Below are 12,844 nucleotides of genomic sequence, written 5' to 3'. Positions count from 1 at the left end.
CACGCTTCCTCCATCACTTGGCGGCGTCGGGCTTCTTGTCGCTGTGGAACCACAGCATGATGCTGTCCCACAGACGGGTGAAGAAGCCACCCTGAGGCGCATCGGCCAGGGCGATCAGCGGCACATTCTGCACCGGCTGGCCGTCCAGGGTAATGCGCAGCGTACCCACCTGCTGGCCCTTGGTGAACGGGGCGATCAGGGTGGCGGGAATATCCATGGTGGCCTTGAGCTTGTCGTAATCGCCACGCTTGACGGTCACCAGCACGTTGTCCGCCACGCCCAGCGGCAGCTCGTTGCTCTGGCCCTTCCACAGCTTGGGCGTGGCGAGCGGCTTGCTGGCGTCGTAGAGCTTGTGAGTTTCGTAGAAGCGGAAACCGTAGTTCATCAGCGCCAGCGCGGCATCGGCGCGGCTCTTCTCGTTGGTGGAGCCCATGACGATGGCGATCATGCGCGAGTCGCCCTGCTTGGCCGAGGCGGCCAGGCAGTAACCGGCGGCGGCGGTGTGACCGGTCTTGATGCCGTCCACGGTCGGGTCACGCCACAACAGCAGGTTGCGGTTGTGCTGCTTGATGCCATTCCACTCGAAGTCCTTGATCGCGGAGATGGCGTAGTCCTCCGGGAAATCATGGATCAGCGCGCGCGAAAGAATCGCGATGTCGCGCGCCGTGGTGTAGTGGTTGGCGATCGGGTAGCCCGACGCGTTCTGGAAGTTGGAGTTGGTCATGCCCAGCTGCTTGGCATAGGCATTCATGAGGTTGGCGAACGCTGGCTCGGAGCCGGCGGTGTGTTCGGCCAACGCAATGGCGGCATCGTTACCCGACTGGATGATCAGGCCGTAGAGCAGATCCTTCAGCGGCACCTGGCTGTTGAGCTTGAGGAAGCTGGTGGAACCATCCGTGCCCGCACCGCCGCCACGCCAGGCGTTTTCGCTGATGTTGACCGGGTCGGTCATCTTGATCTTGCCGTTGGCCACCTCGGCCGAAACCACGTAGTCGGTCATGATCTTGGTGATCGAGGCCGGCTCCACACGGGTGTCCGGTTCCTTGGAGGCAAGGATCTGGCCGGTGGCGTAATCCATCAGTACCCAGGCCTTGCCATCCACATCCGGCGGCGGCGGCACCGGCGCCTCGGGCATGACCGGACGAGGTACCGGCGCGGGATGCGGCGGGGTCTGCTGGGCGAAAGCGGTACCGGCGACCAGGGCGGCGACGGCGAGCGTGGACAGGGTACGGCGGATCAGATTCATCGTTCGGTTCAATCCAATAGCAGTATGACGGCGCGTGAGACGCCGTCGCATTTCAATCACTCAGTCTACCGCGACCTGCGGCCGCGGCAGCCCCATACCTTCGATACGCGAGGTGACATCGTCGGCCTGGTCGACGCTAGCCAGGGGGCCAACGCGCACGCGCCGGATAGTGCGGCCGTTGATTTGCGCATTCACCACCTGTACCGGCGCAAAATTGGCCGAACGCAGCTGCTGGGCCACGCGCTCGGCGTTGCCGATGTCTGAGAATGCGCCCACCTGCAGGAAAATTCCTGGCCCCGGGCTGGCCGGTTTGGGCGCCGGCGGAGGCGGCGGCAGGGTCTGGGCGTTCAAAGGTTGGCTGGGATCGATGGCGCGCACCTCCACCAAGCCAGTGCCCTTGGGCCATACGCCGATTTTCACCGCGGCAGCAAAGGACAAATCGATCAGGCGGTTATCGTGGAACGGTCCGCGATCGTTGATGCGCACGATCACGCTCTTGCCGTTCTCCAAGTTGGTCACGCGCGCATAACTGGGCAGCGGCAGCGTCTTGTGCGCGGCGGTGAACTGGTACATGTCGTATTCCTCGAGGCTCGAGGTTTTGTACCCGTGGAACTTGTTGCCGTAGAACGAGGCAATGCCGCGCTCCACATAACCTGCCGGGCTGGGCAACACATTGTAGGTTTGCCCCAGCACGCTATAGGGTGATTTGTTGCCGTACAGCGCGCGCGGCTCGACCTTGGGGATTGGCTCGGGCAGTTTGCTCACATCGGGCGGAGGGCCGTCGGGCACGCTGTCGCTGTTGTCGCGGTAGCGGCTGCTCTGCGGGCGGCTGGTGTCGTCGTAAATGCTGCCGCGCCCGCTGGAAGAGGACGATGAGGACGACGACGTTCCCCGCGTCACCGAACCGCCATGACTGGCGGAGGGACGAGACTTGTTGCCGCTGCATCCGGCAAGCAGCGCGATCAGCAAAAGCGACAGCGCCAGCCGCCACGTCATTGCGTGGCTTCCGGTGTGCGCACGCCTTCGGCGATGGCCTGAGCCAGCTGATGCACCGCCAGGGCGTACAGCGGGCTACGGTTGTAGGTCGTGATCACGTAGAAATTCTGGAAGGTAAACCAGTATTCCTTGCCGTCGGCGCCATCCAGCGATTGCAGGCTGGTGGGCTGCCCCGGATTGATCGATTGCACCGGCGCGTAGCCCCAGGCAACCAGTTGCTCCACCGCCCACTGCGGCTTGGAGTCCTTCACGCTGATCGGGCGAGCCGCGCCGTCGGCCCGCGCCGGTGCGGCAACCATGCCTCCGGTCTGCCAACCATGCTTGGCGAAGTAATTGGCCACGCTGGCGAAGATGTCCGGCAGTGAGTTTTTCAAGTCGATATGACCATCGCCATCGGCATCCACGGCGTAGTCGCGGATGCTGGAGGGCATGAACTGGCCCCAGCCCTGCGCGCCGGCATAGGAGCCGGTGAGCGTATCCACCGGACCGGCCAGATGGTTATCGGGAAGCTCAAGCAGGGTCTTCAGCTCGGACCGGAAAAAGGTCGCGCGCGGCGGGTAGTACAGCCCCAGCGTCACCAGCGCATCGAGCACCTTGTACTTGCCGGTGTTGCGACCGTAATAGGTCTCCACGCCGATGATCGACACGATGTACTCAGGCGCCACGCCGTATTGCTGACCGATGCGTTCGAGGAGCGCTCGATGCTGGCGGTAGAAGGCAATGCCTTCGTTGATGCGCTGCGGCGTGAGGAAGATCGGCCTGTAATCCTTCCAGGGCTTGGCCTCGGCCGGCCGGCTGATCGCATCGAGGATGCTTTGTTGCTTCTTGGCGCCGTCGAGCAAGGCACTGACGGCCTGCGGATCCTTGCCGGTGTCCTTGGCCACCTCACGGACCAATTGCTCCTGCCCCGGATGGGTTTGCGCAAGGAGCGGGGAACATACGGCGGCGAGCATCAAGCTCAACGCAGCAACGAAACGACGAGTCGGCAGCGACGCGGGCATCGAGGGCATGAATGACTTCACTGTCAGGAACGGCTACAAGCCCAAGCCTAGCACGCGCGCGAGCATAAACCGCCCATTTTGGAGGTCTTTTGCCCGGATCAGTCGTGGATCTTGCGGTGTGCGTAGATCGACATGAGCACGCCGAAACCGGTGAGTAGCGACACGGCCGAGGTGCCGCCGTAACTCACCAGCGGCATCGGTACGCCCACCACCGGCAACATGCCCGACACCATGCCGCCATTGACGAACACGTAGACGAAGAAACTCATGCCGATGGCGCCGGCCAGCAGGCGCGAGTACGTATCGCGCGCCTCCATGGCGATCCACAGGCAGCGCCCGATGATGAAGGCGTACAGCAGCATCACGCCGATCACGCCGACCAGGCCAAACTCTTCGGCGAACACGGCGAAAATAAAGTCCGTAGTGTGTTCGGGCAGGAAATCCAGGCGGGATTGCGTGCCATGCTGCCAGCCCTTGCCGAACAAGCCACCCGAACCCACGGCGATCTGCGACTGGATGATGTGCCAGCCGTTACCTAGTGGGTCGGACTCCGGATCGAGCAGGGTCAGCACGCGATTGCGCTGGTAATCGTGCAGGAAGTGCCACGCCACCGGAATCAGTGCACCCACGGCGGCCAGCAAGCTGCCGATCTTCCACCAGCGCATGCCCGAAAGGAACAGCGCAAAGGCGCCGCCCGCGGCTACCAGCAAGGCCGTACCCAGGTCGGGCTGTTCGGCGATCAAGCCAGCCGGAATGGCAATGAGGATGCCCACCACCACGATGTCCTTCCAGCTTGGCGGCAACTGACGCGGGTGCAGGTACCACGCCACCATCATCGGCATGGCCAGCTTGAGCAGCTCCGACGGCTGGAACGACATGACGCCCAGATTGAGCCAACGCTTGGAGCCGCTGCGGATCTCACCCACCGCCGCCACGACCAGCAGCAGCGTGACGCAGCCGGCGTAGAGCCAGGGCGTCCAGGCGCGCAGCAATTGGGGCGGGATGCGAGAGATCAGCAACATCAGGCCTGCGCCCATGGCAAAGCGCGCGGCCTGGCCACCGATCATCGCCATGTTGCCGCCACTGGCGCTGTAGAGCGTCATCAGACCGACGATCACCAAAGCAAACAACCCGAAGGCGAGCGGCAGGTCGATGCGCGGCCGCGTCATCATGCGGCGCAGGAATTGGGTCAGGCGCACTTGAAGGGCGTCGATCATGGGGTGCCTCCGTCGTCGGGCGACGGCGAACTGCTGCTTTCGGAGGGAACGCCTGCCGGAAGATCCGCCGGCGTGGCCACGGGGACGTCCTCGGGCTGCGCTTCCGGGGGCGATGCTTCCGTTGGCGACGCCGTCGGCACGCCGGGCACACTGGTCTCCGGCACGTTTCGGGCTGGCACAGCGCCGCCTTGCGAGGCAATCCAGGCCTCCATGATCTTGCGCACGATGGGGCCCGCGTCGGCCGCGCCCCACGCGCCCGCTTCGAGCATGGCCGCCACGGCGATACGCGGCGCCTCGGTGGGCGTGTAGCCAATGAACCAGGCGCGGTGGCGCTGCGCAAGATAAGTGGTGTTCTTGTTGGTGTCGTAGTCGTTGGTGCGGCGGGAGAAGCGCTCCGCCGTACCGCTCTTGCCAGCCACCTGATAGGGGAAGCCGATGAAGATCGTCTTGGCCGTACCGGCGGCAACCACGGCCTCCATGCCCTGATTCACCACGTTCCAGTCGTTGGGCTTGCGGATCACCGAAGGGCCGGTGGGTGGATTGGGCAGCGCCACGGGCTTTTCCTTCACCGCGGCCGTCGCCATGACCAGTCGCGGTGCATACGGTGTGCCGTGACCGGCAAAGGTGGCGGTGACATGCGCCAGCTGCAGCGTGGTCACGTTCCAATAGCCCTGGCCAATGCCGGCAATGACCGTTTCGCCGGGGAACCAGCCGTATTTGCTGCGCGTGGCCTTCCATTCGCGTGACGGCAGGATGCCCACGGCCTCGCCTTCGAGATCGATGCCCGTCTTCTTGCCAAAGCCCAAACTGCCCATCCAGGACGACAGACGATCGATGCCCATGTCCAAGGCGAGCTTGTAGAAATAGGTGTTGGTGGAGAGCTGGATCGCCCGCACCATGTTCACCACGCCGTTGCCGCCGCGCTCGTCGTCGCGATAGCAGCGCTGCTGGCCCGGTATGCAGAACTCACCGGTGGACAGAACGGTGTCCTCCGGGCGGCGCAAACCCAGCTCCAGACCTCCCAAAGCCAGATACGGCTTCACGGTGGAGCCTGGCGGGTAAGCGCTCTTGAGTGCACGGTTAAGCAACGGCTTGTCTTCCGCCGTGGTGTAGGCGGTGTAATCGGCCTTGCTGATGCCGTTGACGAACAGATTGGGGTCGTAGCTCGGCACGCTGACCATCGCCATGACCTGGCCATTGCGCGGGTCAATGGCCACAGCGGAACCGGGGCGCCCCTGGAATGCATCGGTAGCGGCCTTTTGCACGCGCACGTCGATGCTGAGATACAGGTTCTTGCCTGGCGTGGGCGCGTGCGTCTCCAGCACGCGCTGAGTACGACCGTCGGCATTCACCTCCACCAGTTCGTAACCCGGTTCGCCGTGCAGTAAGTTTTCGTAGGAGCGCTCCAGGCCACTGCGACCCACATGGCTGGTGCCCTTGTAACGGTCGGCATCGAGCCGGCCAAGGTCATCGGCGTCGATGCGCCCCACATAGCCCACCACATGCGCGAACAGCGGCCCAAACGGGTAACGCCGGGTGAGGTAAGGCACCACGTCCACGCCAGGGAAGCGCCAGCGATTGATGGCGAAGCGGGCGATCTCGTCTTCGGTGAGGCGCAGCTTGAGCGGCACACTATCGAAGCGACGATTCTGCTTGAGCTGCTTCTTGAAGGCGTCGATATCGTCGTCACCCAGGGGCACCACGTCACGGATCTGGGCGAGCAGTGCGTTCATGTCCGGCACCTGCTCGGGCACTACTTCCAGGCGGAACGCGGGCACGTTGTCGGCCAGCAGCACGCCATTGCGGTCGAAGATCAGACCGCGTGCCGGCGGAATCGCGCGCGGCTTGACGCGATTGTTCTCCGAACGCAACGCGAACTCGTTGTGTCGCTGTACCTGTAGATAGCTATAGCGCACTACTAGGGCGCTGAGGCCCACCAGGATCAAGGCAAAACCCACCAGCGCGCGCATGCGAAACAGCGTGCTTTCGCCGCGGGAATCCTTGATCGAGCGTCGGTGGAGGGCCATGACGGCTTATTGGATGCGCAAACGCATGCGCAGGTCGTCCATCAGCAAGAACAGGAACGGCCAAAGCGCGGCGCCCACGAAGGGCGAGAACCACCAGCTGGCCGGCGGCAGCGATTCGCCGGCAAAGGTACGCACGATGAGCAGCAATACGCGGTCGTTGAGCAGTAGCGCGAGCACTGCCAAGGTCTGCTGCCACATCGGAAAGAAGCGCAGGCGCGAGCGAAAGCGCAGCACGATGAACACCAACGCACATAAGCGCATGGCCTGCTCGCCAAGCAGCACGCCATCAAGCAGATCTGCGCACAGGCCAATGCAGAAGGCCAGGCCCAGATTTACGCGCTGGTCGCCCGCCTCCAGCGCCCAGTACAGCAGGAACAAAGCCGGCCAATAGGGCTTGAACGGCTGCAGCGGCGCCGGCAGTGGCACCAGCATGGACAGCACGGCAAACACCAGGGTGCCCACGAACCAGAGCAGGCTGATACGCGGCTTGCTCATGGCTGCTGCACCGCGGAAGCGTCACTGTTCGGCGAGGAAGGTGCGGAAGCCGCCGGGGCGGCGCTCGCACGCGCAGGCGCCGCACCGCTCGCCGATGGCGCCGGCACCACGGGTGTCGCGAGATCGGCTGGTGGGCCGGCCGGGGATGCCGGCTCAGGCGGCCCAACGGGCTCGGCTAGGTCATGCAGCAAGAGCACATCCTCGCTGCGATCAAGGTCTGCGGTAGGGCGCGCGCGCCCCTCAAGAAACATGCCCGAGGCGGCAGGCTCCACGCTCTCGATTTCGCCTACCGGGAAACCTGGCGGGAATCGGCCACCCAGGCCGGAGGTAAGTAGCTTGTCGCCGGGATGCACGTCGGCCGCCATGGAGATGTTGGGCAGGCTGAGCAGGCCGCCATCGCGGGAACCGTAGGCCACGGTGCGCAAGCCGGTGCGTTCGATCACCACCGGAATAGCGTGGTCGGGGTCAGTAACCAGCATGACCAGCGAACTGCGCGGCATTACTTCCACCACCTGCCCCATCACGCCGTGCGCATCGATCACCACCTGGCCGCTCTTCACGCCGTCGCGGGCACCCATATTGAGCATCATGCGGTGACGCGCGGTGCCTAGGTCCACATCGATCACGCGGGCGAGCTGCACGTTGAGTTCCAGACTGTGCTGGGTATCGAGCAGCTCTTTCAGGCGCTGGTTCTGTTCGGCCACGGCCGCCATGCGGTTGAGCTTGGCGTTGGCCAGCAGCAGGTCTTCGCGCAGGCGCTGGTTCTGCTCGGTGAGGCGGCTACGGTCAGCAAAGGCCACGCTCATCGCGCGCATGCCGGTGGCCGGCAAGCTAGCCAGCCGGTAGACCGGCTCGACCAATACGGAGGTGGTGTAGCGCAGGCGCCAAATCCAGCCATTGCGATGGTCGAGCACCATCAGCACCATGGCCAGCGCCAGATACAGCATGAGACGCAGCGTACCGGCAGCCGTGCCGGCAAACAGGGGCGAGGACTCCTCGCGCGCAAGCGCCATGGTTTACCCGCCCCCGATCGCGTGACTTATTCCGGAGCGAAGAAGTCGCTGCCGTGCTGATCGATCAGCTCCAGCGCCTTGCCACCGCCACGCGCCACGCAAGTGAGCGGCTCATCGGCCACCTGCACATGCAGGCCGGTTTCCTCGGAGATCAGGCGATCCAGGTCACGCAGCAGCGCGCCGCCGCCCGTGAGCACGATACCGCGCTCGGCCACGTCGGAGCACAGCTCCGGCGGAGTCTGCTCCAGCGCCGACTTGACCGCTGCCACGATGCCGGACAACGGCTCGTGCAGCGCTTCAAGCACTTCGTTGGAGTTGATGGTGAACATGCGCGGCACACCCTCGGCGAGGTTGCGACCGGAGATCTCGATCTCCTTCACATCCGTCTGCGGGAAGGCGCAGCCAATCTCAAGCTTGATGCGCTCGGCGGTGGATTCGCCGATCAGCGTGCCGTGGTTGCGGCGCACGTAGTTGATGATGGCTTCGTCGAAGCGGTCGCCGCCCACGCGCACGGACTGCGAGTAGACGATGCCGTTCAGCGAGATCACCGCCACTTCGGAGGTACCGCCGCCGATATCCAGCACCATCGAGCCGCGCGCCTCATGCACCGGAATGCCGGCGCCGATCGCGGCGGCCATGGGCTCTTCGATCAGGAACACATCACGGGCACCGGCGCCTTCGGCCGATTCCTTGATGGCGCGACGCTCTACCTGGGTCGAGCCGCAGGGCACGCACACCAGCACGCGCGGGCTGGGACGCAACATGCGCGACTTGTGCACTTGCTTGATGAAGTGCTGCAGCATGGCCTCGGTCATGGAGAAGTTGGCGATCACGCCGTCCTTCATCGGGCGCACCGTGGCGATATTGCCCGGCGTGCGACCCAGCATCTTCTTGGCGTCGCTACCGACGGCGGCCACTGCGCGCGGGCCACCCGGGCCACGATCCTGGCGGATCGCTACCACCGACGGTTCATTCAGGACGATGCCCTGGCCCCGCACGTAAATGAGGGTATTGGCCGTGCCAAGGTCGATTGAAATGTCGTTGGAGAAAAATCCGCGAAACTTCTTGAACATGGGTCCGCCGCGCGCCGGCTGTGGCTAAAAAGTAAGCGCGCCAGTCTAGTCAGTAAACCCCCGTATCGCAAGGACAATCTCGTTAAGAAAGCCTTTTCCTACGCGATGATATGCGTGTTTTGGGATCATCCTTGTGCCCTCCATGGTCGCAAGAAAGTCGCGAGCCGGGCCCAATAAAGGTATGATCTGGAACTTTGAGCCGGGCGGGTCCGCCCGTTACCCGGCCTGTCCGTTCATCTGCCAGGGAACATCCTCGCATCATGTCTGCCGTCATCTGCGGATCGCTCGCCTACGACACCATCATGGTGTTCCAGGACCAGTTCAAGAACCACATCCTGCCCGATCAGGTGCACATCCTGAACGTGTCGTTCCTGGTGCCGCGGATGCGCCGCGAATTCGGCGGTTGCGCCGGCAATATCGCCTATAACCTCAAGCTGTTGGGTGCCGACCCGGTGCCGGTGGCCACGGTGGGCCAGGATTTCGGTCCGTACCGCATGCACATGGAAAAGTGCGGCATCCGCCTGGACTACGTGCGCGAGTTCGAGGACCAGTTCACGCCGCAGTGCTTCATCACCACGGACCTGGACAACAACCAGATCACAGCCTTCCATCCGGGCGCCATGCTCAGCGCACACGAAAACCACGTGCGCGACATTCCGGAGATCAGCTTTGCGATCGTGGCACCGGACAGTCGCGATGCCATGCTGCAGCACGTGGACGAGTTCCACGCGCGCGGCGTGCCCTTCATTTTCGACCCGGGCCAGGCGATGCCGTTGTTCGACGGCGCAGAGTTCCGCTCGATGATCGAGAAGGCTACCTATGTCATCGTCAACGATTACGAGTCCCAGTTGCTGCAGCAACGCACCGGCTGGAGCGCGCAAGACATCGCCTCGCGCGTGAAGGCTTACATCGTGACGCAGGGCCCGCGTGGGTCGCTGATCCACACTGATGGTACCGTGCATGAAATTCCCGCCGCACGCGAACGCCAGGTCATCGACCCCACCGGTTGCGGCGACGCATATCGTGCTGGCCTGATCTTCGGCATCATGGGAGGCAAGGACTGGCCGACCATCGGCCGTATGGCGTCGCTGATGGGCGCGCTGAAGGTGGAGCACCCGGGCACGCAGAACCAGCGTTTCGACTACGCGCAGTTCGCTGCCGAATTCCAGCAGCAATTCGGCTACGCACTCGACTAAGCTTGATCGAACACACACGCAATACCAAGGCCCCCGATAGCGGGGCCTTGCCGTTTCAGGTCACGCGAAAGCCCATCGTGGCATGCACCGCGTCCTGCCAGCCACGATACAAGCGCGCACGCTCGTCTTCCTGCATCTGCGGCGCAAAACGACGATCCATTTGCCACAAGCCGGCGATTTCTCCGCGATCGCGCCAGTAGCCCACAGCAAGCCCCGCCAGGTACGCAGCCCCTAGCGCCGTGGTTTCCTGCACACGCGGACGCAATACCGGGACGCCGAGCATGTCGCTCTGGAACTGCGCCATGAAATCGTTGGCAATGGCACCACCATCCGCGCGTAACTCGGTGAGTGTGATGCCCGCATCGGCCTCCATCGCAGTCAATACATCACGTGACTGGTAGGCCATCGACTCCAATGCCGCGCGCACAAAGTGCTCCTTGCTGGTGCCCCGGCTTAGCCCGAAAACGGCACCGCGAACGTCGCTGCGCCAATACGGTGCACCGAGGCCGACGAACGCCGGCACCATATACACGCCATCGCTGGATGCAACGCGCTCTGCATACGCCTGGGAATCGCTGGCCTTGCCGAGCATACGCAAGCCATCGCGCAGCCATTGAATCACCGAGCCCGCGACAAAGATGCTGCCCTCCAGCGCATAGTCCACGCGGTCACCCAGCTGCCAGGCAATGGTGGTGAGCAGACCGTGGCTCGATACCGTAGCCTGCGTACCGGTGTGCATCAGCATGAAGCAACCCGTGCCGTAGGTGTTCTTGGCCATGCCCGGTTCAAAACACGCCTGACCGAACAAGGCGGCCTGCTGATCACCCGCTGCACCGGCAATGGGGATGCGCGCGCCGAAGAACTGGGCCGGCGCCGTGTGGGCATAGACTTCGCTGCTGGAGCGCACCTCTGGCAGCATGGCTCGGGGAATACGCAACGCATGCAGGAGATCATCGTCCCACCGGCGACGATGGATGTCATACAACAAGGTGCGCGCCGCATTGCTCACGTCCGTGACATGTGCAGCCCCGCCGCTGAGATTCCAGATCAACCAACTGTCGATCGTGCCGAACAACAAGTCGCCACGCTCCGCCCGCGCCTGGGCGCCGTCCACGTGATCGAGAATCCAACGCAGCTTGGTCGCCGAGAAATAGGCGTCGATCAACAAACCCGTGCGTTCGCGGACTAGTCCATCCAGGCCGTCGCGCGCGAGCTGTTCGCAGATCTCCACGCTTTGGCGCGACTGCCACACGATCGCGTTGTGAATCGGCTCGCCGGTTGCGCGATCCCACACCACAGTGGTTTCACGTTGATTGGTGATGCCGATGGCCGCGATCTCAGCCAGTTCCACGCGCGTATTGGCCAGGAGCTCGGTCACGGTCACCAGAACACTGGTGAGAATGTCCCGCGGGTTGTGCTCCACCCAACCAGGTTGAGGGAATATCTGCGCGAATTCCCGCTGCGCCGTCCCCACCACGGTGCCCGCGTGGTCGAACAGGATCGCGCGGGAACTGGTGGTGCCCTGGTCCAGCGAAAGGATGTAACGCCGCTCCACGTCGTACGCTCCGGCCTTTGGGGAGGGGCGACAAGCGTAGCAACAACTATCGACCTACTGCGACGCGCGCAGACGCGACGCAGGCTGAGATTCAATGGTGAGCCTGAGGTGGTTGCATGATGCGATCGATGTACGCCAGGGCAATCGCCGACACCACAAATGCCAAGTGCAACACCACTTGCCACATGATCGTCTGTGAACTAAGCGTATCGGCCTTAATGAAGGTGGCCAGCAGGTGGATCGACGAAATGCCGATGATGGCCATGGCCAACTTGACCTTCAGCACCGTGGCATTTACATGCGACAACCATTCGGGCTGATCAGGGTGCCCTTCCAGCCTCAAGCGGGACACGAAGGTCTCGTAACCGCCCACGATCACCATTACCAGCAGGTTGGAGATCATCACCACATCAATCAGGCCAAGCACTGTGAGCATGATGGTGGTTTCCGCGCTCTCCGCGGTGACGCCATCGCCCAAGTGACCAAGCAAGGTTGCGTCGACCAGATGCCATAGCTCACGCAGAAACTGCACCACATAAATCGCCTGAGCGACGATCAAGCCGAGATACAGCGGCAACTGCAGCCAGCGTGAAGAAAAAATCAGATAAGGGAGTGGGCCCGGGCGGCCCTTGGATGGAGTCGTCATGTGCGTCATGTCGGGCGAATAATCGCCCATGATCGCAAATTCTTGCGTGATCGAACGTGCTCGGACGAAGCGGCGTTCAGGCCGTGGAAAGCCCACACCGTGCGTGTCAGAGCAGGAACCCGGTCGCGATGAAATCAGACTCGCGTATAGGTTCGTATCGCGCGTGGCGCTAAGAGCATTGGCGCACCGCCGAATCCCCGCTGAGGCTCGTCGCGGTCCTCCGCGCCACCGGCGCGCCAATTGTCGAGATCGTCGAACATTTTAGGAGCGCGCAAAGACAAACGCCTTCCCGATTGGGAAGGCGTTTGAGGGATAAAGACCCTGGCGGTGACCTACTCTTGCATGAGGATTCACACTACCATCGGCGCAGCTGCGTTTC

General features: G+C 63.3%; 11 protein-coding genes. 1 reads left to right on the top strand and 10 read right to left on the bottom strand.

From position 1 onward, the window contains the following. Nucleotides 1–13: 13 nt before the first annotated feature. From AC3G2C_RS06340 to AC3G2C_RS06305, 8 genes are all read right to left on the bottom strand, one after another. Nucleotides 14–1,246, bottom strand: coding sequence for a D-alanyl-D-alanine carboxypeptidase family protein (locus AC3G2C_RS06340; protein WP_488383784.1), 1,233 nt, complete (start codon nt 1,244–1,246; stop codon nt 14–16). Nucleotides 1,247–1,306: 60 nt separating this feature from the next. Then, nucleotides 1,307–2,242 (bottom strand): septal ring lytic transglycosylase RlpA family protein, encoded by a 936-nt coding sequence (locus AC3G2C_RS06335; RefSeq protein WP_488383783.1) that lies wholly within the window; start codon nt 2,240–2,242, stop codon nt 1,307–1,309. Continuing rightward, nucleotides 2,239–3,252, bottom strand: a complete 1,014-nt coding sequence (gene mltB, locus AC3G2C_RS06330; RefSeq protein ID WP_488383782.1) for a lytic murein transglycosylase B — start codon at nt 3,250–3,252, stop codon at nt 2,239–2,241. The genes AC3G2C_RS06335 and mltB overlap by 4 nt, the downstream gene beginning before the upstream one ends. Before the next feature lie 89 nt (nt 3,253–3,341). Further along, the gene (gene rodA, locus AC3G2C_RS06325) at nt 3,342–4,460 is read right to left on the bottom strand and encodes a rod shape-determining protein RodA (protein ID WP_488383781.1); all 1,119 of its coding nucleotides are present in this window, start codon (nt 4,458–4,460) and stop codon (nt 3,342–3,344) included. Further along, complete coding sequence (mrdA, locus tag AC3G2C_RS06320) at nt 4,457–6,487, bottom strand: penicillin-binding protein 2 (protein WP_488383780.1); 2,031 nt, start codon at nt 6,485–6,487, stop codon at nt 4,457–4,459. Before mrdA ends, rodA begins: the two co-directional genes overlap by 4 nt. A 6-nt stretch (nt 6,488–6,493) precedes the next feature. Beyond that, nucleotides 6,494–6,982, bottom strand: a complete 489-nt coding sequence (mreD, locus tag AC3G2C_RS06315; protein ID WP_488383779.1) for a rod shape-determining protein MreD — start codon at nt 6,980–6,982, stop codon at nt 6,494–6,496. Next, the gene (mreC, locus tag AC3G2C_RS06310; protein WP_488383778.1) at nt 6,979–7,995 is read right to left on the bottom strand and encodes a rod shape-determining protein MreC; all 1,017 of its coding nucleotides are present in this window, start codon (nt 7,993–7,995) and stop codon (nt 6,979–6,981) included. The genes mreD and mreC overlap by 4 nt, the downstream gene beginning before the upstream one ends. Before the next feature lie 26 nt (nt 7,996–8,021). Beyond that, a complete protein-coding gene (locus AC3G2C_RS06305; RefSeq protein ID WP_019463564.1) occupies nt 8,022–9,068 on the bottom strand; it encodes a rod shape-determining protein in 1,047 nt (348 codons plus the stop codon). 260 nt (nt 9,069–9,328) lie between these two features. On the opposite strand from AC3G2C_RS06305, the gene AC3G2C_RS06300 reads away from it, so the two are divergent. Then, nucleotides 9,329–10,264: a carbohydrate kinase family protein gene (locus AC3G2C_RS06300; protein WP_488383777.1), complete on the top strand. Its 936-nt coding sequence runs from the start codon at nt 9,329–9,331 to the stop codon at nt 10,262–10,264. Nucleotides 10,265–10,319: 55 nt separating this feature from the next. On the opposite strand, the gene glpK is transcribed toward AC3G2C_RS06300, so the two are convergent. Both glpK and AC3G2C_RS06290 read right to left on the bottom strand, forming a co-directional pair. Continuing rightward, a complete protein-coding gene (gene glpK / locus AC3G2C_RS06295; RefSeq protein ID WP_488383776.1) occupies nt 10,320–11,819 on the bottom strand; it encodes a glycerol kinase GlpK in 1,500 nt (499 codons plus the stop codon). 91 nt (nt 11,820–11,910) lie between these two features. Next, nucleotides 11,911–12,465 (bottom strand): TIGR00645 family protein, encoded by a 555-nt coding sequence (locus tag AC3G2C_RS06290; protein ID WP_488384269.1) that lies wholly within the window; start codon nt 12,463–12,465, stop codon nt 11,911–11,913. Nucleotides 12,466–12,844 lie beyond the last annotated feature (379 nt).

It is taken from the genome of Frateuria sp. sgz306004, assembly GCF_057750885.1.
This window is presented reverse-complemented; position numbering and strand designations above follow the sequence as displayed.

Excerpts from the sequence above, each read along its gene's own strand:
- AC3G2C_RS06290 (WP_488384269.1), bottom strand. The coding sequence starts at position 12,465 with ATGACGACTCCATCCAAGGGCCGCCCGGGCCCACTCCCTTATCTGATT.
- AC3G2C_RS06340 (WP_488383784.1), bottom strand. The coding sequence starts at position 1,246 with ATGAATCTGATCCGCCGTACCCTGTCCACGCTCGCCGTCGCCGCCCTG.
- AC3G2C_RS06335 (WP_488383783.1), bottom strand. The coding sequence starts at position 2,242 with ATGACGTGGCGGCTGGCGCTGTCGCTTTTGCTGATCGCGCTGCTTGCC.
- AC3G2C_RS06300 (WP_488383777.1), top strand. The coding sequence starts at position 9,329 with ATGTCTGCCGTCATCTGCGGATCGCTCGCCTACGACACCATCATGGTG.
- AC3G2C_RS06305 (WP_019463564.1), bottom strand. The coding sequence starts at position 9,068 with ATGTTCAAGAAGTTTCGCGGATTTTTCTCCAACGACATTTCAATCGAC.
- mreC (WP_488383778.1), bottom strand. The coding sequence starts at position 7,995 with ATGGCGCTTGCGCGCGAGGAGTCCTCGCCCCTGTTTGCCGGCACGGCT.
- mrdA (WP_488383780.1), bottom strand. The coding sequence starts at position 6,487 with ATGGCCCTCCACCGACGCTCGATCAAGGATTCCCGCGGCGAAAGCACG.
- rodA (WP_488383781.1), bottom strand. The coding sequence starts at position 4,460 with ATGATCGACGCCCTTCAAGTGCGCCTGACCCAATTCCTGCGCCGCATG.
- mltB (WP_488383782.1), bottom strand. The coding sequence starts at position 3,252 with ATGCCCTCGATGCCCGCGTCGCTGCCGACTCGTCGTTTCGTTGCTGCG.
- mreD (WP_488383779.1), bottom strand. The coding sequence starts at position 6,982 with ATGAGCAAGCCGCGTATCAGCCTGCTCTGGTTCGTGGGCACCCTGGTG.